Source organism: Nocardia sp. NPDC004260 (assembly GCF_053603155.1).
Genome location: NZ_JBSGEZ010000003.1, coordinates 201,400 through 219,642, shown reverse-complemented (window position 1 = coordinate 219,642; position 18,243 = coordinate 201,400). Strand labels below are relative to the sequence as shown.

Sequence of the window (18,243 nt, the reverse complement as noted above, 5' to 3'; positions counted from 1 at the left end):
TCACGCCGCTAGTCGAGGTCGTCGTCACGCATCTCGTTGACACGCAACAGGCCGTCGCGGTGGCGCTGCTCGCGGTAGGCGGTGCGGCCGATCAGGTGGGCGATCACCGGGGCGGTCAGCAGGGTGAACAGCCCGACCAGCACCAGCATCCAGACGTTGCCGTGTCCGCCCAGCTGGATCGCGGCGCCCGCCAGCACCAGGATCAGCCCGATGACCTGTGGCTTGGTGGCGGCGTGCATCCGGGTCAGCGTGTCGGGAAAGCGCACGATCCCGATCGCCGCCGTGAGCGCCAGCGTCGAGCCGAACAGGATCAGGGTGCCCGCGAGCACGTGCCAAAGGTTCATGTGTCGTCCCGCACCCGGAATCGGGACACCGCGGCCGAGCCGAGGAACCCGACCAGCGCCAGCGCGACGATCGCGGGCACCACGGTGGTATCGGCGCTGTAGGCCGCCCAGACGGCCAGCCCGGAGGCGGCGATGGCGATCAGCGAGTCGATGCCGACCACCCGGTCCAGCGTGCTCGGTCCCATGACGACGCGATACGTGGTGATCAGCGCCGCCGCGGTCAGGATGACGGCGGCGAGGACGGCGACGACGGTCACGATGTCACCTCCGGGGGCGAAGGCGGCCGGGAGTACGGCCATCCGGTCGGGCGTTCGAAGGTTTCGATCAGTAGGCGTTCCAGCCGCCGGGTGGTCCGGAAGAACTTGTCCACCGCCGCATCGCTGCCGACATCGAGAACGTGCACGTAGACGACGCAGCGCCGACGATCGATCTCCAGCACCATGGTGCCGGGGATCAGGTTGAGCAGGTCGGCCCACAGCACCAGCACCAGATCCGATCGCGTGCCGGAGTACACGCGCAGCACGCCCGACACCGGGGTCTGCTTCGGGCGGATCGCGAGCCAGGCGACCTGAAGACTCGACTCCAGCGCGTAATACGCGCTCGCCACGATCAGTTCGGGCAGGGGAAACGGGTTCAGCCGCCCGGACACCGGCACGCGCGGCAGCGGCAGCGCCACCATGATCAGCGCGGCGACCGCCAGCCCGCCCAGGACATTCGCGATGCTCGGATCGCCCCACAGGGCCAGCCAGACCACGGTGAGCCACACGAGGATGCCGACGCGGACGGTGGTGTCGCGCCCCCGGCCCCGCTCGGCGCTCATCGTGGGCTTCCCGGCGATTCGCCCAACACCGCACCGATGTACACGCCGGGATCGCGCAGGTCTACCGCAGCGCGGTCGGCGATCGTGAGGATCGGCCCGGCCAGCACCGTCAGGCACAGCCCCACCGTAACCAGCGCCGCGGTGGACAGCACCATCAGCGGCGGCATGCGGCCGGGATCGGTGCGCTCGTCGTAGTGCACGTCGGTCGCTTCCTCGATCAGCGTCGGCGGTTTCGCCGCGGTGATATGGCCCTCCGGCGCGTCCTCGCGGGGCCGCCAGAACGCTTTGCTCCATACCCTGGCGACGGTGTAGAGCGTGAGCAGGCTGGTGAGCACCGCGCCGCCGACCAGCACCCAGGCCAGCACGCTGCCGCGTTCGGCGCCCGCCCGCAACAGCGCGACCTTGCCGATGAACCCGGAGAACGGCGGTATCCCACCGAGATTCAGCGCTGGGACGAGGAACAGCACGGCCAGCAGCGGGCTGGCCGCGGCGAGCCCGCCCAGCCTGCGCAGCGAGGTGGATCCGGCTTGCCGCTCGATCAGGCCCGCCACCAGGAACAGCGTGGTCTGCACCAGAATGTGGTGCGCCACGTAGAACACCGCGCCCGACAGCCCGGCCGCGTTGGCGAGGCCGACGCCGAACACCATGTATCCGATGTGACTGACCAGCGTGAACGACAGCAGACGGCGGATGTCGCTCTGCGCGATGGCGCCGAGGATGCCGATGAGCATGGTGAGCAGGCCCGCCACCAGCAGCACCGAGTCGAAGCCGCCGTCGGGGAACAGCAGCGAGTGGGTCCGGATGATCGCGTACACGCCGACTTTGGTGAGCAGACCGGCGAACACGGCGGTGACCGGCGCCGGGGCGGCCGGATAGGAGTCGGGCAGCCAGTTCGACAGCGGGAATACGGCCGCCTTGATACCGAACGCCACCAGCAGCACTGCGAAGATCGCCGTGCGCGTGCCCTCCGGCACGGCGCCGAACCGGACCGCGAGCTGGGCGAGATTCAGCGTTCCGGTGGCCGCGTAGGTGAGCCCGATGCCGGCGAGGAAGATCAGCGACGAGACCGACGAGACCATCACGTAGGCCACGCCCGCGCGGATGCGTTCGGTGGTCGCGCCCACGGTGAGCAGCACGAACGACGCCGCGAGCAGGATCTCGAAGCCGACGAAGAGGTTGAACAGGTCACCGGCGAGGAACGCGGCCGAAACACCGGCGGTGAGCACCAGATACGTGGGCCGGTAGATCGAGGTGGGCTGCCGCTCGTCGCCGTCGCGGATGTTCTGGCCCGCGCCGTAGAGGTTGACCGACAGCAGCACGATGGACGAGACCAGCAGCATCGCCGCCGACAACCGGTCCACCACCAGCGTGATGCCGATCGGCGCTGCCCAGTCGCCCACCTGCAACGCGGTGGTGCCGTCCCGGTCGACCAGGAACAGCAGTAACCCGCAGATCACCACGACAGCGGTGAGCGCCCCGACGCTGACCGCGCTCTGGATGCGCGGCCTGCGGCCGAAGACGAGCGTGGCCGCCGCGCCGAGCAGGGGGACGAGCACCGGCAGCGGCGTGAGGACCGGCAGCAGGCCAGGCGATAGGCTCACGTCTCCGGGTCCTCTCCGGCGCGACGCCGGGCGACATCCATGTCCTCTTGGTCGTTGGCGACGTCGTCGCTGGTGGTGAGCATGTAGGCGCGGTAGGCGAGGGCGAGCACGAATGCCGCGATGCCCATGGTGATCACGATGGCGGTGAGCAGCATCGCCTGGGCGAGCGGGTCGGCCATCTCCTCGGTGTCGGCCGTACCGCGGATGGGCGGTTTGCCGCGACCGCCGCCAGCGGTGAGGATCAGCAGGTTCACCGCGTTGCCGAACAGGATCAGCCCGAGCAGCATCTTCGACACCGCGCGTTCCAGGAGCAGGTACACCCCGCACGCGACGAGGATGCCGATCAGCACCAGCAGGGTCAGATTCGCGGTCACGTCGCGGAACCTCCGTTCGCCGAGGGGGTCTCGGCGTCGGCCAGCTCGCTGTCCAGGCGTGCGCCGAGACTGCGCAGCACGTCCAGCACCAGGCCGACCACGATGAGGTAGACGCCGAGATCGAACAGCAGCGCGGTGACCACCTTGACGTGCCCGATCACCGGCAGCGAAACCTCGATGATCGCCGAGGACAGCGGCGGCGCGCCGAGCAGCAGCGACGACACGGCGGTGCCCGCGGCCAAGGTCAGGCCGGCGCCGAGGATGTGACCCGCGTCGACGGGCAGTGCCTCACCCAATTCGTAGCGGCCGCCCGCGAGGTACCGCAGGGTCAGCGCGAGCCCAGCGGTGAGCCCGCCCGCGAACCCGCCGCCGGGCGCGTTGTGGCCGGAGAAGAAGAAGTAGACCGACAGCACCATGATGGTCGGGAACACCAGCCGCGTGGTGATCTGCAGAACCATCGAGCGTTCGGCCCGAGCCACCAATCGGCCCGCGGGCAGCCAGCTGACCAGCTCCGGATCGTAGTCGGGGGAGTCCGTCGCGCGCGGCGCGCTACCGAAACGCCTGCTGCGGAATACCAGAGAGGCCACCCCGGTCGCGGCGACGACGAGCACCGAGATCTCACCGAGGGTGTCCCACGCCCGCAGGTCGACGAGCAGGACGTTGACGGCGTTCTTCCCGCCGCCGAATTCGTAGGCGGCATCGGGAATTCTGAGCCAGACGGGTTCGGCGGTGCGGGCCGCCACGGCGAACCCGGCCAGGACCGCGACCACCGTCCCGGTCCCGACGGCCAGAACCGCTCTGCGCAACTTGAACGCGGCCGTCCGGCTCGGCTCGATCGTCGCGGGAAAAGCGCGCAGCACCAGCACGAAGATGACCAGGGTGAGCGTCTCCACCAGGAATTGGGTGAGCGCGAGGTCGGGCGCGCCGTGCAGCGCGAAGATGACGCCGCTGCCGTATCCGGTCACCCCGACGACCAGCACGCTCGCGAGCCGGTTGCGCAGCACCGTCGCGGCGAGCGCGCTCACCGACATGATCGCGCCGATGGCCGCTTGCAGCGGCGAATCCCACAACCGCAGCGTGACTCCGGTTCGGGTGCCGAGGGCGAGCAGGATGGTCGGCAGGACGATGAGCGTGACCAGGATCACGGCTTGGCTCAGCGGCAGCGACCCGCGCTGCACCGCGCCGGTCATCCGCAGCGAGAGGGTGTCCATCGCGCGCAGCGTGGCGTCGTAGGCGCGGTCGGCGTTGCCGAGGCGCGGGTGCGCCGATTCGGCGAAGCGGCCGCCCAGCCGCCACAGCACTACGCCGACCGCGACGATCAGCAGTGTCGACGCGAGCGCGGCATCGAAACCGTGCCACAGCGCCAGATGCGACGGAACCGCGGCCAGCGTTTCGGCGTAGGGGCGCAATCGTGCGTCGAGCCAGGACGGGGCGAGACCGGCCACGAGGCTCGCGACGGCGAGGATCACCGGTGCCGCGAGGAACAGAGCTCCTGGCGGATGCCAGCGGAGACGGCCTTCGGCTTCCGGCTGATCTTCGGCGACGGGTACTTCGCTCGGGTGGTGGGCGACGGGCGTGGCGCCTGCCGCGGGTTCCGGCCCGCGGTCCTTGTCCGCGAAAGCGCCCCAGACGAACCTGATGCTGTAGCCGACGGTCAGCATCGAGCCGAGCACCACTCCGGTGAACACCGCGCCGCGTACGGGCGCGGTGAGCACGTCCGCGTCCAGTACGGCGTTCAGCGCGCTTTCTTTGCCGACGAAGCCGAGCAGCGGCGGAATGCCCGCCATGCTGAGCGCGGCCAGGACCGCGGTGGCGCACAGCACGGGAGCCCGACGGCCGAGCCCGGACAAGCGGCGCAGATCGCGCGTGCCCGCACCGTGGTCGATGATCCCGACCACCAGGAACAGGCACGCCTTGAACAGCGCGTGCGCGACGATCAGCGCGACCCCGGCCAGCGCCGCATCGGGTGTGCCGATGCCGACCAGCACGATCAGGAATCCCAGCTGGCTCACCGTGCCGAAGGCCAGTATCAGTTTCAGATCCACCACCTGGAGCGAGCGCAGCCCGGCCAGCAGCATCGAGGCGAGGCCGAGGGTCAGCACCAGCGGATGCCACACGGGGTTCTGCGCGAACGCCGGCGCCAGGCGCGCGATCAGGTACACGCCGGCTTTCACCATCGCCGCGGCATGCAGGTACGCGCTCACCGGGGTCGGTGCGGCCATCGCGCCGGGCAGCCAGAAATGCAAGGGCACCACGGCGGATTTGGTGAGCGCTCCCACCAGGATCAGGGCCACCGCGACATTCACCGCGGTCCCGCTCGGGTTGGTCCCGGAAAGGAGATCCGACAGCAGATAGCTGCCGTTCACGGTGCCGAGCACGACGATGCCCGTCAGCATCGCCAGTCCGCCCGCCCCGGTCACCAGCAGCGCCTGGATCGCGGCCCTTCGGCTGGCCGCCTGCTCGGCGTTGTGACCGATCAGCAAGAACGACAGCACCGTTGTCGCTTCCCAGAACACATAGAGCAGGAGCATGTTGTCGCTGGTGACCAGCCCGAACATGGCGCCGGCGAACGCGACCAGCTCGGCGGCGAACACCCCGAGCCGCGGCTCGTCGTTCTCGAAGTACCGGGCGCAGTAGATCAGCACCAGCGCCCCGATGCCCAGTACGAGCGCGCACAATACCGCCGCGAGGGTGTCGAAGCGCAGATCGATGTTCAGGGCGATGCTCGGCGCCCAGGTCAGCCGAACTCGCTGCGGCTCGGACCAATTCGCGACAACCCAGGCGAAGCCGCCGAGCGGGACCACAGCCAGCAGAAAGAAAGCGTTGCGCCCCAGTGCCCGCACCCACAGCGGAGCCACCAGGGCGGCCGCGGCATGAACGAGCAGGATCGCGAGCAAACTTCACTCCGTCGGGTAGGGGCGGCGGGGTGTCCGGCACAAGCCTACGGAAAGCGTGCTTTTTCCGTGGAAGGGCTGAATATGGTGTCCGTCATCCGCCCGAACCGAAGCTATATGTCCGCTAATGATTCGCTCTCTGGTTGCCCTTTTGTTTGCGGCCTGCTGCGTGGCCGCAATTTACGCAGCATGACGAGCCCGATGGCGCTGCCGATGACGATGGCGAGCGCGGTGGCGCCCAGGGTCGCGTCGTGCGCCGCCACGTCCTCGCGCCAGTCCTTCATCCGGTCCGGCATCACCGAGACCGCCGACGGCAGATACAGCGCGCTGAGCGCGAGCACCCCGCTCGGCGCGTAGTGCGGACGCGCCGTGCCGCAGCAGTACCCCGCGGTCAACGCTATGACCCCGCTGATCACCGCGTAGGCGATGGTGCTCGCGGACGTCGAGGTGACGAGGGCGAAGACCGTGATGCCCAGCAGCAGCAGGATGGCGAGGGCGGTCGATGGCATCCGGGCGCCGATGACGAGTCCGGCCGCGGTCAGCGCGATGAGCACCGGCGCGGTCCAGCCGGGCCGCACCGCGTAGCCGACCGCGTCGACCGCCGCGGTCAGGCTCACGGCCAGGTACACGCCGGTGCCGTCGCGGCCGGGCAGCAGCATGGCGGCCGCGGTCGCGCTGACGATCGTCGCCGCGACGACGATGACGATCTCGACCGCGTGACTCTCCCCCGGCAGTTTGGTGTACTGGCGGCCAAGCCATTCGGTGCCGGCCAGGATCACCAGTGCGAGCACCATGGCGGCGAGGATCGGCGTCACCGGCAGCGCGATCGCCATGTGCGAGGTCTTGGTCTCCTCGGTGCGCTTCCAGTTGTGCAGGGTGCTGAGCACCAGCAGGGCCAGGGACACGCCGATCATCCAGCGCGTCGGGGTCTCCAGGACGGCGTACGGATCCGCGTTGATGTTCAGCAGGTCGGCAAGATCGCCGAAGCCGAAGAAGCCGACGCCGCCGACCGCGAATGCCGCGGCGGGCAGCGGTCTGCGCAGCACCACCGCGCCGAGCGCGCCGAGCAGCACGGCGGCGCAGATCGAGTCGATGTAGTTCTGCGTGGTCAGCATCTCGGCCGTGGCCACGTGGCGTCCGGTGAAGTGGTTGATCAGCTGCGCCAGCGCGGCGGCGGTGGCCGTCGCCCACCCGGTCAGCGGTCGCGAGGTGGTGGCGACCAGCACGGCGACCGCCACGGCGACGATCACGCCCAGCGCCGCGCTGCGCGGCACGCTGTTGAGCAGCCCGGCGATCCGGTACGACGTGGCTTGTCCCTGTGTATTGACGGTGACCGGCAGGAACAGCGTCACGCCCGCGACCGCGGCTCCGGTGAAGGCCGTGGTCGCGTCGACAATGTCGCCGACCCTGCGCACGGTTGTCGAACATACCCGTGGTGATGACGTGATCTTGTGATTGCCGATGATTCGCCCGAAAATGTTTCCCGCGCGAAAAAGGCAACAAGAGCCGGATTGCCGGAGATTGTCCGAACCGGGTCGCGCGTGACCTACCCGCGGCTGTCCGCGTAGCGGCGCAGTGTGTCGATCTGCGATGGATCCAGCGAGGGTCGCACCACCGTCTTGGCGGCCAGCACATCGGCGGCGGTGACGTCGGCCGCGTGTACGTCCCGGCGCATCGCCGCGAGCGCGGACTCGCGCAGCAGCGCGGCGCAGTCGGCAGCGGAGTAGCCGTCCAGTTCCTCCGCGAGCGCGTCGAGGTCGACATCGTCGGCCAGCGGCACCGCACGGCCCGCGGTGCGCAGGATCTCCCGACGGGCGGCGGCGTCCGGCGGCGGCACGAACACCAGCCGTTCGAGCCTGCCCGGGCGCAGCAGCGCCGGATCGATCAGCTCCGGCCGGTTGGTCGCGCCCAGCACCACCACGTCGCGTAGCGGCTCCACGCCGTCGAGTTCGGTGAGCAGCGCCGCGACCACCCGATCGCCCACGCCCGCGTCCGCGCTCTGGCCGCGGCGCGGGGCCAGTGCGTCCACCTCATCGAGGAAGATCAGCGAGGGTGCGGAATCCCGCGCCCGCTGGAACAATTCGCGCACCGCCCGCTCCGACGAGCCGACCCACCGGTCCAGCAGTTCGGCGCCCTTGACCGCGTGCACGCTGAGCTGACCGGTACCGGCCAGCGCGCGCACCAGGAAGGTCTTGCCGCAGCCGGGCGGGCCGTAGAGCAGCACCCCGCGCGGCGGCTCGATGCCGAGGCGGGCGAAGGAGTCCGGGTGCTTCAGCGGCCACAGCACCGCCTCGGTGAGCGACTGCTTGGTTTCCGCCATATCGCCGACGTCGTCGAGGCTCAGGCTGCCGATGGCGAGTTCCTCCATGCCCGAGCGGGACAGCGGCCGGATGACCTCGAGCGCGCCGAGCAGGTCGGATTGGGTGAGCTGCGGCTCGCCGTGTTCCCTGGCCCGCGACGCCGCGCGCAACGCCGCCTCCCGGCACAGCGCCGCCAGATCGGACACCACGAATCCGGGCGTGCGCGAGGCGATCTCGTCGAGTTCCAGCTCCGCGGTCGGCACCCGGCGCAGCAGGTACTCCAGCAGCGCCTTGCGCACGCCCGCGGTGGGCAGCGGCAGCGCGAGTTCGCGATCGCACAGGTCGGGGGCGCGCAGACGCTGGTCGATGCCTGCCGGGTGCGCGGTGGTCGCCAGGAACGCGACGCAGGGACCCGCGATCGCGGCGCGCAGCTGGTCGAGGATGAGTGTGGCGACGGGTTCGGGGTCGGCGGGCAGCAGCGCGTCGATGTCGGTGATCAGCAGGACGCCGCCCCTGCCGCAGCCGATATCGGCCACCGCCTCGGCGACCTGGCGCAGCCGCGCACCGCTCTCGGCCGCGCCGATGCTGGGGCCGTCCAGCTCCACCAGGCGCCGCGATCCCGCGACCGCGCGTGCCAGCGTGGCTTTGCCGACGCCGGCCGGGCCGGTGATCAGCACGCCGAGATGAGGTCGTGCGCCCAGCGTGCGCAACAGCTCGGGCTCGTCCAACGCCAGGCTGAGCCACTCCTCGAGTTTCGCGGCCTGGCTGCGCCCGCCCGCCAGAACTTCGACCGAGACGCTCTGCATGTCGACGGCTGCCGTGGCCCGGACCATCGCGGCGCCGTTGTTACCCGCGGCCGTGTCGAACGCGGCGGCTTCGGTGGCGGCCCGCGAGGCTTCGCCCACCGGGATCGGAGTTCCGGCCCAGGCCAGATCGGCGGCGTCCCGCGCGGCGACCGCGCCCGCGCCCCAGCTCACCGCGGTATTCGGTTGCACGCTCACCGGCCCGCGCGGATCGGTGCCGGTGACGGTGAGCAATTCCGTGGTCCAGGCGATGCCGAAGGTGCGCGACAGTGCCTGGGTGGCCGCCGTGGAGCTGATGTCGGGGCCGAGATCGCGCGGCAGCAGGGAGACCGCGTCACCGACGGTGACGACCTTCCCCAGCAGCGCCTGCCGCAGTGTCGCGGCCGGGATCGTGCGGGTGGCGTGCACCGAACCGCTCACCGTGATCTGTTTCGCGCCGTAGACGGTCGCGGGGGAGACCACCACCGTCGCATCCTCGCGCAGCCCGGCGTTGGACAGCGTGACGTCGTCGAGCAGGGCTACCCCGGCGGGCGTGCCTTGGCGCGCGACGCCGACCACCGCGGCCGTGCGCCGGGAGCCGACCAGCATGATTCCGTCCCATTCCCGCAACCCCAGCGCGGTCAGCGCCTCCGGATGCAGCCGGACCACCCCGCGCCGGGCATCGGCGGCCGAAGGGTTCAGACGGGCGGTGAGTGCCAGTTCTGCCACTGTGCCATTCTGCCGTGCGGCCCCGCGTTCGGTCACGGTCCGCCGTCCGGGAATGGTGGACGACGACGCTTTCGGCTATTTCTTGACGAGTCCCGCGGCGGTCGCGACCGACTTGTCGGCGACGCTCGGCGCCAGGCACACCAGTTTGGCCGTGCCCAGCGCGACGTTCGGGCTGCCGTCGAACGGGCCGCCCGGGTTCTCCGCCAGGATCTGCTCGATCAGGACCTTCTCTTCGTCGGTGTCGAGCTTGCGGAACTCACCGCAGGTGGTGCTCGACGCCGGACCGAGCGCGGGGTCGCGCTGCTTCGTCGTGGTGGGGGCGTCCGTATCCGCCGGGCCGCTCGGCGTCGCGGTGCCGGGAGCGGTCGTCGTGCGGGCGGCCGAGGCGGCCGCGGTCGCGGAGCCCTGGCGCAATCCGTTCGCGTCGGTGGACTCGTCCCCTCCGCCGCAGCCTGCCAGCAGGAAACCGACCGTCCCGGCGATCAGGACGATGGCGGAAGTTCGTTTCATACCGATGCTTTCCCGGGTGGATCGTGGCGCCGGAGGCCCCGGCGTCGGCAGCAGCGTACCGGTTCCGGCGGCGTCAGTGGATGTATGCCTGCCAATCCGCGGGAACCCGCTCACGCGGGCCGGGGACGCCCTGATCGACGGGATGACTGTGCGGTGGCGCCAATTCCGGTCCGCCGCTGAACATCTCTTCGGTTTCGAAGTTGTAGTACCAGTCCTCACCCGGCTCGAAGCTCTGGATGAACGGGTGACCGGTGCTCTTGGCGTGCGCGGAGGCGTGCTGCGCGGGGGAGGTGTCACAGCAGCCGATATGCCCGCACTGGGCGCACCGGCGCAGATGCACCCACCAGCCGGAGTGCTGCTCGCACTCCACGCAACCCGGCCCACTGGGCGGTACCGTGGGATCGATGCCCGCGAGCTGCTCGGTCATGATTGCCCTTCCGTGTCGGTTCCGGCTTGATCCTGTTCTGGGCGGTGCAGCGGCAGCCAGACGGTGAACCTGGTGTCGCCCGGCTCCGAGTCCACCCTGATGTCGCCGTTGTGTTTCTTGACCACGATGCGGAACGAGATGTCCAGACCCAGTCCGGTGCCCTCGCCCATCGGCTTGGTGGTGAAGAACGGCTCGAAGATCCGGTTGCGGGCCTCCGGCGCGATGCCCGGCCCGGTGTCGCCGATCTCCACGACCGCGCAGTCGTTCTCTTTCCTGGTGCGAATGGTCAGCGTGCCCTCGCCGTTCATCGCGTACACCGCGTTGTCGATGAGATTGGTCCACACCTGGTTGAGTTCTGCCGCGTAGCACGGCACTTCCGGCAGCGTCCGGTCGTACTCCTTGACCACGTGCACGCCGTCGCCGATCTTGCGGCTGAGCATCACCAAGGTGCTGTCCAGCAGCTCGTGGATGTCGACCACCTGGAACGGGGCGCGGTCCATCTGCGAGTACTGCTTCGCGGCGCCGACCAGCGCGGAGATGCGCGTCGTCGAGTCGGCGATCTCGTTCATCAGCAGCTCGGTCTCGATGGTGTAGTTCAGCCAGCGGATGGCCCCTTGGAACACCTGCTCCGGTGAGCCGTCCAGGGTGGCGGCCACCCGCTCCAGCCAGTCGGTGTCGAACCCGGCCTGCACGAAGTTCGGCGCGAGGTTCCAGCCGTCGGTGATCCCGTGGTCCTCCAGCCATTCGCCGAGCACGTCCTCGCGATCGGCGGCTTCCAGCGGCGTCAGCTCCGGTGCCTTCGCGACCTGGGCGGCGGCCTCCTCCTGCAGGCGCACCAAGGAACCCAGGGACGACGGATCGAACTTGCCCTCCGCCATCATGGCGAGCTTGTGCCGCATGCCCGCGACCCGCTCGCGCAGGCCCGCGGTGGCGCGCACCGCGGCGGCGGCCGGGTTGTTGAGCTCGTGGGTGAGGCCCGCCGACAGCGAACCCAGCGCGAGCAGTCGTTCGCGCTCACCGATGCGCGCGTTGGTGTTGCGGTTGCCGAAGAACACCCCTTCGAGCAGGTGCACGGCCATCGGGAACCACTCGTGCATCATCCGGGCGAAGATCTCGGCGTCCAGCACGAAGAACCGCGTCGGCCGCGTCACCTGCATCGTCCCGCTGTAGGTCTGGTCGACCTTGTCGCCGATGTAGGACATCCAAGCGCCCGCGTAGGCGCCGTGATGCTCGGTGCGTACCAATTCGATCTCCGCGCCGCCGGACTGCTTGGTGAGGATCAGCTCGCCATCCATCAAGACGTAGAAACAGGTGGCCGGTTCGCCTTCGCGGAAGACGACACCGGGTTCGATCGTCTCGATCCGGCCGTCGGCGCACAGCCATTCCAGCTGCTCGTCGTTCAGCTTCTCGAACAGGAACAGGGTGCGCAGCTCGGCGGGGTCGCACACCGACCTGCTGCTGCGGTCCGCGGTCTGGTTCGAAGTCATCTGCGGCCTCCTGGTTACGCGAGATAGCGGTGCACGAGCATGACGGCCATGGCGCCCTCGCCGACGGCGGAGGCGACGCGCTTGGCCGACTCGGCGTGCACGTCGCCCGCCACGAACACGCCGGGCACGCTGGTTTCGAGGTGATGCGGTGGCCGGGATAGCTCCCAGCCCGCGGGGCGCGCGCTCTCGACCATCAGGTCGGGCCCGGCGAGCACGTAACCGGCGCCGTCACGGATGACGACGCCGTCGAGCCAATCGGTCTGCGGCGCCGCGCCGATGAACAGGAACAGCCGCTCCGCGTCGGCCTTCTCCTCGGCGCCGGACTTGTTGTTGCGGAGCACGATCTGCTGCAGGTGATCGTCACCGTCGGCGGCGATCACCTCGGTGTTGGTGTGCACCTCGATGTTCGCGATCTGCGCGATCTGCTGGATGAGGTAGTGCGACATGGACTGTTCCAGCGAATCGGCCCGGACCACCAGGTGCACGGTGCGCGCGTTGCGGGACAGGAACACCGCGGCCTGACCGGCGGAGTTCGCCCCGCCGACGATGTAGACCTCGTGATCGGCGCACTCGGACGCTTCGGTCATCGCCGATCCGTAGTAGACGCCGCGCCCGGTGAAGTCGTCGACGCCCCGAGCCGGGTGGCGGCGGTAGTCGACGCCGGTCGCGATGATCACGGTGTGCGCGCACAGTTTGCCGCCGTCGGCGAACCGCACGGTGCGCGCGGACCCGTTCACCTCCAGCCCCACCACCTCGCGCGTGGTGATCACTTCGGCGCCGAATTTCGCCGCCTGCCGCCGGGCCCGGTCGGCAAGCTGCGCCCCCGACAAGCCGTCGGGGAAGCCGAGATAGTTCTCGATGCGCGAGCTCTGCCCCGCTTGGCCGCCGGTGGCGGTCCGCTCCACGAGCACGGTGCGCAGCCCCTCGGACGCACCGTAGACCGCCGCGCCGAGACCGGCGGGACCGCCGCCCACCACGATCAGGTCGTAGAACTCGCCCGCCGGGTCGACGGTCAGGCCGACGTTCTGGGCCAGTTCGCTGTCGGTGGGCTGCACGAGCGCGTCGCCCGCGGAAGTGATCACCACCGGACAGCGCTCGGGGTCGGCGCCCGCCGCTTCCAGCAGGCGCGCGCCCTCGGGCTCGTCGGCCAGGTACCACCGGTAGGGGAGCTGGTTGCGGGCGAGGAATTCCCGCACCTGCGACGACCGCGGCGACCAGCGATTGCCGACCACCTTGGTCTCGGTGACGGGCCGATGCTCGCTGCTGCGCCACGCGTCGAGCAGCCCGTCGAGCACGGGATAGAGCTTCTCCTCCGGCGGGTCCCACGGTTTGAGCAGATAGTGGTCGAGGTCGATGACGTTGATCGCGTCGATCGCGGCATTGGTGTCGGCGTAGGCGGTCAGCAGCACGCGGCGCGCGTAGGGGTGCAGGTCCATCGCCTGCTCGAGGAATTCGATGCCGTCCATGCCCGGCATCCGATAGTCGGCGATCAACACGGCGACCGGCTGCCCGCGCAGCTTCATCTCACGCAGCGCGTCCAGGGCCTGCGGACCCGATTCCGCGCGCAGAATCCGGTAATCGGCGCCGTAGCGGCGGCGCAGGTCGCGGACGACCGCCCGGGAGACGCCCGGGTCGTCGTCGACGCTCAGGATGGCCGGTTTCGTGGCAGCGGGTGAAGTCACCTGTCGAGTATGGAGCCTCGCGGCGCGGTCTGTCGTGGGCGTTCGCCGAGGGCTCAGAGCCGATGGTGCAAGACGATATCGAGCTCACGCGGGGTGAGCAGACGCTCCAAGCGTTCTTCCTGTGCGGCCCCGCGAACACTACGTGGCGGAAAGACCGACGCGCCGTGCGCTTTTCGCCCGTCCTCGGGGGCGATGGCGGGAAGCAGCGGAACCGGGTCCGCTGGTCGACGATGGAGCAGGGAGCGCAGTTTCACGGCCGATCACCTCACGTTGGGACGCCGAAATGTTGGAGGCGGTGTCTGTGCTTCATGTATCCGTTATTGTGCGCCGATCATTACACCGGCCGGTGCGCGAGTAGCGAAAATGTGACGCAACTGTCGGCGCGTTTAAAATGTGCGCGACTCGTCACATCGCGCTCGGACGGATGGTCGTCGGTCCGTCGCTCGTATCCCGGAGGCAGCGTTGCCGAAAAATCTCGAAGCCAGCATCGACATCTCCGCGCCCCCGGAGCAGGTGTGGGCGGTGATCGCCGATCTGAAGCGGATGCGGGAGTTCAGTCCGCAGTGCGTGCGCATGGTGCCGCTCGGCTCCCTCGCGGCGGGCACCTGGACGTTGAACCTCAATCGCGACGGCAAGAAATTCTGGCCGACCACGTCCCGCATCGTGCGGTTCGAGCCGAACCAGGCGTTCGCGTTCCGGATCACCGAGAACCGGACGGTGTGGAGCTACACCTTGGAGCCGACCGAGTCCGGCACGCGGCTGGTCGAGCGGCGGGACGTGCCCAACGGCACCACCTGGTTCTCCCGCAAGGCGATCGAGGCCGCGCTCGGCGGCGAGATCCCGTTCGAGGAGGCGTTGGTGCGCGGCATGAACGAGACGCTGGGCAAGGTCAAAGCGGCGGTCGAAGCCGGCGCCTGAGCGCGGGGCGCCGCGCGCGGTGCTCGCCGCGGCCGGTCCACGAGATGTGGTGACCCGGCTGCGGCGAGTGCAGCGTCACTTCCAGTTCGGCAGGGTCACGACCTGAGCCGCGTAGGACAGGCCTGCGCCGAACGCGATGAGCAGCGCGGTGTCGCCCGGCTTGGACTCACCCTTGCGCAGCAGCGCCTCCATGGCCAGCGGGATCGAGGCGGCCGAGGTGTTGCCCGCCTCCTCGATGTCGTTGGCGAGCGCGCAGTGCTCGGGCAGCTTCAGCACCCTGGCCATGATCTCGATGATCCGGCCGTTGGCCTGGTGCGGGATCATCGCGTCCAGGTCCTCGGGGGACAGGCCCGCGCGGTCGATGGCGTCGCGGCACACCTTCTCCAGCGAGTGCGCGGCCCACCGGAACACCGCGGTGCCCTCCATGGCCAGATAGGGCCGCACCGCGTCCAAGCCCTTCTCGTCGATCTCGTGGAAGAACTCCATCCAGTCCTTGTCCTGCCGGATGGCGTGGTGCTGGGTACCGTCCGATCCCCAAACGGTGGGGCCGATGCCCGGTTCGTCGGAGGGGCCGACGATCACCGCGCCCGCGCCGTCGGCGAAGAGGAAGGCGGTGGAACGGTCCTTCGGGTTGACCGTGTTCGTCAGCTTCTCCACGCCGATCACGAGGACGTGCGAAGCGGTGCCCGCCCGGACCAGATCCGACGCCAGCGCGATCGAGTGGCAAAAGCCCGCGCACCCGGCCGAGACGTCGAAGGCGGCGGAGCCGTTCATGCCGAGTTCGGTGGCGATGCGCGGGGCGGCGGCCGGCGTCAGCAACAGGTGGGTGGATGTAGCAACGATCACGCAATCGACTTGGTCGACCGCGATACCGGAGGATTCCAGCGCGCCGCGCGCGGCCGCGACGCTCATGCTCTGGATCGTCTCGGACTCGTCGGCGAACCGGCGGGTTCTGATTCCCGACCTGGTCCTGATCCACTCGTCGCTGGAGTTGATCGGGCCGGCCACCTCGTCGTTGGTGACCACTCGAGCAGGGCGGTAAACGCCGAGCCCGAGGATCGCCGTGTGCTCAGCGCCGGTGGTCTGGGCGATTCGAGCAGCCATCTGCGTCTCCTATGTACCTGCGGCGACGCCGCCGGGGGTGCCCCGAAGCATCGAAATCGGTCCCTCATCAGCCACTGTCCATTGGCGAACAGACATGAGGCTTCCTCATATTAGCTTGAAAGTCGCTCATCTGCCGCGCGTATTCCGACAATCGGTGGGTATCACATCGAAGCACGCCACTGCTGCACGAGGCGTGGCCCAACTGAATGCGAGGACAAAATGCTCGGTCTCGGGATTATCGGATGGATCATCATCGGCGGTCTTGCCGGCTGGATAGCGAGCAAGATCATGAAGACAGATGCTCAACAGGGCATTCTGCTCAATATCGTCGTCGGGGTGATCGGCGGCCTGCTCGGCGGGTTCCTGCTGAAGGTGCTGGGAGTCGACGTCGAAGGCGGCGGCCTGTGGTTCAGCTTCTTCACCTGCCTGGGTGGCGCGGTCATCCTTTTGTTCCTGGTTCGACTGGTCACCGGCGCCCGAGTCAGGTCCTGACCCCGAGTGCCACAGGCTCCTTTCCCGTAAGGTGTGAACGCTTGCGCCGGTCCTATCGTCGATATGGCGCAAACCGTCTGCATCGAGCACGAAAGAGGAGCCTGTGGCCCGCCGTCCCACCCCGCCCGGCACGCCTGAACGCACCGGAGTCGGCCACGTCGTCGATCTGGTCCGCAACGCGATCCCTCCGTTGCATCCCGCCGGGCTTCCGTTCGTCGCCGCACCCTTGGCGGTCGCCGTAGTCGGCGGCAAGCGCAAATGGGTGCGGCGCACCGGACTCTTCGCCGCTGCGGCCTGTGCGACCTTCTTCCGTCACCCGCATCGCGTGCCGCCGAACCGGCCGGGCGTCGTTGTCGCCCCGGCGGATGGCGAGATCGCCTTGGTCGACACGGCCGCTCCCCCCGCCGAGCTGGGTCTCGGCGACGCGCCGCTGCCGCGCGTGAGCATCTTCCTGTCCGTGTTGGACGTCCACGTGCAGCGCACACCGGTCTCCGGCGTCGTGCGCACCGTGCTGCACCAGCCCGGCCAATTCCGCTCCGCCGACCTGCCCGAGGCGAGCTCGGTGAACGAGCGCAACAGCATGGTGCTCCAGACGCCGGAGGGCGACCAGGTCGTCGTGGTGCAGATCGCCGGGCTGCTCGCGCGCCGGATCGTCTGCGACGCCCAGGTCGGCGACGTGCTGACCATCGCCGACACCTACGGTCTGATCCGCTTCGGCTCGCGGGTCGACACCTACTTCCCGGCGGGCACCGAACTGCTCGTGCAGCCCGGCCAGCGCACCATCGGCGGCGAGACAGTGCTCGCCGTGCTCGGCACATCCGCTGACGCGTGATGGAAGCGGCGGTACCCACCCAGCGGCGCAGGCGGCGGCCCATCCGGCTGCTGCCCAGCATCGTCACCATCCTGGCGCTGTGCTCCGGGCTGTCGGCGGTGAAATTCGGCCTCGACGGCAAACTCGGTATCGCGCTGGCCATGATCGGCGCGGCGGCCGTGCTGGACACCCTCGACGGCAGGCTGGCCAGAATGCTCGACGCCACCACGAAGATGGGCGCCGAGCTGGACTCGTTGTCGGATGCCATCTCCTTCGGGGTCGCCCCCGCGTTGGTGCTGTACGTGACCCTGCTCAGCAGCAACAGCGTCGGCTGGATCGTCGCGCTGCTGTTCGCCGTCAGCATCGTGCTGCGCCTGGCCCGGTTCAACACCTTGATGGACGACGACACCCGGCCGGATTGGTCGCGGGAGTACTTCGTCGGTGTGCCCGCTCCGGCGGGCGCGCTCATCGCGATGGTGCCGGTGGCCTTGTTCGTGCAGTTCGGCGACGGCTGGTGGGTCGGCTTCTACGAGGTGGCGGCGTGGGCGGTGTTCTCGGCCGCGCTGTGCGTCAGCACCATCCCGACGCTGGCCATGAAATCGGTGTCGGTGGCGCCGCAGGCCGCGGCCGGGCTGCTGGTGCTGGTCGCGCTCGCCGCCGCGGCGCTGGTCACGTATCCGATCGTGCTGCTGCTGGTGCTGGTCGCGTTGTATCTGGGCCACATCCCGTTCGCCTGGCATTCCCAGCGCTGGGTGGCCGCGCGTCCGGAGACCTGGACGCACAAACCCGCCGAGCGGCGTGCGCAACGACGGGCGGACCGGCGGCTGACCGCCATCCGTCGTCCGGCGATTCCGCGTCCGGCCATCCCGCGTCCGGCGATCCGCGGCTCGGCCCGTCTGCGGCTGCGCCGACCTGGGGCGAAGCAACGCCAGAACGGTGATGGGCCGCCGCGCGCTGAGTTCTAGCGG

At 69.5% G+C, this 18,243-nt stretch carries 17 protein-coding genes; 4 read left to right on the top strand and 13 right to left on the bottom strand.

Annotated elements, in window-relative coordinates; all coding sequences use genetic code 11:
* Positions 1-8 precede the first annotated feature (8 nt).
* The 12 genes from mnhG to ACWEO7_RS03945 all read right to left on the bottom strand — a co-directional run bounded on the left by mnhG (position 9) and on the right by ACWEO7_RS03945 (position 13,950).
* Entirely contained in the window at positions 9-344 is a 336-nt protein-coding gene (gene mnhG, locus ACWEO7_RS04000; RefSeq protein WP_452420559.1) for a monovalent cation/H(+) antiporter subunit G, read from the bottom strand.
* The gene (locus ACWEO7_RS03995; protein WP_356962749.1) at positions 341-601 is read right to left on the bottom strand and encodes a monovalent cation/H+ antiporter complex subunit F; all 261 of its coding nucleotides are present in this window, start codon (positions 599-601) and stop codon (positions 341-343) included. Before ACWEO7_RS03995 ends, mnhG begins: the two co-directional genes overlap by 4 nt.
* On the bottom strand, positions 598-1,164 hold the full coding sequence (locus tag ACWEO7_RS03990) for a Na+/H+ antiporter subunit E (RefSeq protein WP_452420557.1): 567 nt from the start codon (positions 1,162-1,164) through the stop codon (positions 598-600). Before ACWEO7_RS03990 ends, ACWEO7_RS03995 begins: the two co-directional genes overlap by 4 nt.
* Positions 1,161-2,765 (bottom strand): Na+/H+ antiporter subunit D, encoded by a 1,605-nt coding sequence (locus ACWEO7_RS03985; protein WP_452420556.1) that lies wholly within the window; start codon positions 2,763-2,765, stop codon positions 1,161-1,163. Before ACWEO7_RS03985 ends, ACWEO7_RS03990 begins: the two co-directional genes overlap by 4 nt.
* Positions 2,762-3,139, bottom strand: a complete 378-nt coding sequence (locus ACWEO7_RS03980; RefSeq protein WP_452420554.1) for a Na(+)/H(+) antiporter subunit C — start codon at positions 3,137-3,139, stop codon at positions 2,762-2,764. Before ACWEO7_RS03980 ends, ACWEO7_RS03985 begins: the two co-directional genes overlap by 4 nt.
* Entirely contained in the window at positions 3,136-6,036 is a 2,901-nt protein-coding gene (locus ACWEO7_RS03975; RefSeq protein ID WP_452420552.1) for a Na+/H+ antiporter subunit A, read from the bottom strand. The genes ACWEO7_RS03980 and ACWEO7_RS03975 overlap by 4 nt, the downstream gene beginning before the upstream one ends.
* 110 nt (positions 6,037-6,146) lie before the next feature.
* The gene (locus ACWEO7_RS03970) at positions 6,147-7,448 is read right to left on the bottom strand and encodes a hypothetical protein (protein ID WP_452420550.1); all 1,302 of its coding nucleotides are present in this window, start codon (positions 7,446-7,448) and stop codon (positions 6,147-6,149) included.
* A gap of 131 nt (positions 7,449-7,579) precedes the next feature.
* Positions 7,580-9,844: an AAA family ATPase gene (locus ACWEO7_RS03965; RefSeq protein ID WP_452420549.1), complete on the bottom strand. Its 2,265-nt coding sequence runs from the start codon at positions 9,842-9,844 to the stop codon at positions 7,580-7,582.
* 75 nt (positions 9,845-9,919) lie between these two features.
* Positions 9,920-10,354: a hypothetical protein gene (locus tag ACWEO7_RS03960; protein WP_452420547.1), complete on the bottom strand. Its 435-nt coding sequence runs from the start codon at positions 10,352-10,354 to the stop codon at positions 9,920-9,922.
* 73 nt (positions 10,355-10,427) lie between these two features.
* The gene (locus ACWEO7_RS03955) at positions 10,428-10,781 is read right to left on the bottom strand and encodes a UBP-type zinc finger domain-containing protein (protein WP_452420545.1); all 354 of its coding nucleotides are present in this window, start codon (positions 10,779-10,781) and stop codon (positions 10,428-10,430) included.
* Positions 10,778-12,268, bottom strand: coding sequence for an ATP-binding protein (locus ACWEO7_RS03950; RefSeq protein ID WP_450015498.1), 1,491 nt, complete (start codon positions 12,266-12,268; stop codon positions 10,778-10,780). The genes ACWEO7_RS03955 and ACWEO7_RS03950 overlap by 4 nt, the downstream gene beginning before the upstream one ends.
* 14 nt (positions 12,269-12,282) lie before the next feature.
* Positions 12,283-13,950 (bottom strand): FAD-dependent oxidoreductase, encoded by a 1,668-nt coding sequence (locus tag ACWEO7_RS03945; protein WP_452420543.1) that lies wholly within the window; start codon positions 13,948-13,950, stop codon positions 12,283-12,285.
* Between the two features lie 462 nt (positions 13,951-14,412).
* On the opposite strand from ACWEO7_RS03945, the gene ACWEO7_RS03940 reads away from it, so the two are divergent.
* Positions 14,413-14,868, top strand: a complete 456-nt coding sequence (locus tag ACWEO7_RS03940) for an SRPBCC family protein (RefSeq protein WP_452420541.1) — start codon at positions 14,413-14,415, stop codon at positions 14,866-14,868.
* A gap of 75 nt (positions 14,869-14,943) precedes the next feature.
* On the opposite strand, the gene ACWEO7_RS03935 is transcribed toward ACWEO7_RS03940, so the two are convergent.
* Positions 14,944-15,972 (bottom strand): beta-ketoacyl-ACP synthase III, encoded by a 1,029-nt coding sequence (locus ACWEO7_RS03935; protein WP_452420540.1) that lies wholly within the window; start codon positions 15,970-15,972, stop codon positions 14,944-14,946.
* 219 nt (positions 15,973-16,191) lie between these two features.
* Between ACWEO7_RS03935 and ACWEO7_RS03930 the strand changes: the two genes are divergently transcribed.
* From ACWEO7_RS03930 to ACWEO7_RS03920, 3 genes are all read left to right on the top strand, one after another.
* Positions 16,192-16,464, top strand: a complete 273-nt coding sequence (locus ACWEO7_RS03930) for a GlsB/YeaQ/YmgE family stress response membrane protein (RefSeq protein ID WP_280478319.1) — start codon at positions 16,192-16,194, stop codon at positions 16,462-16,464.
* A 103-nt stretch (positions 16,465-16,567) separates the two neighbouring features.
* The gene (locus ACWEO7_RS03925; protein WP_452420538.1) at positions 16,568-17,296 is read left to right on the top strand and encodes a phosphatidylserine decarboxylase; all 729 of its coding nucleotides are present in this window, start codon (positions 16,568-16,570) and stop codon (positions 17,294-17,296) included.
* The gene (locus tag ACWEO7_RS03920; protein WP_452420536.1) at positions 17,296-18,240 is read left to right on the top strand and encodes a CDP-alcohol phosphatidyltransferase family protein; all 945 of its coding nucleotides are present in this window, start codon (positions 17,296-17,298) and stop codon (positions 18,238-18,240) included. Before ACWEO7_RS03925 ends, ACWEO7_RS03920 begins: the two co-directional genes overlap by 1 nt.
* Positions 18,241-18,243: the final 3 nt, after the last annotated feature.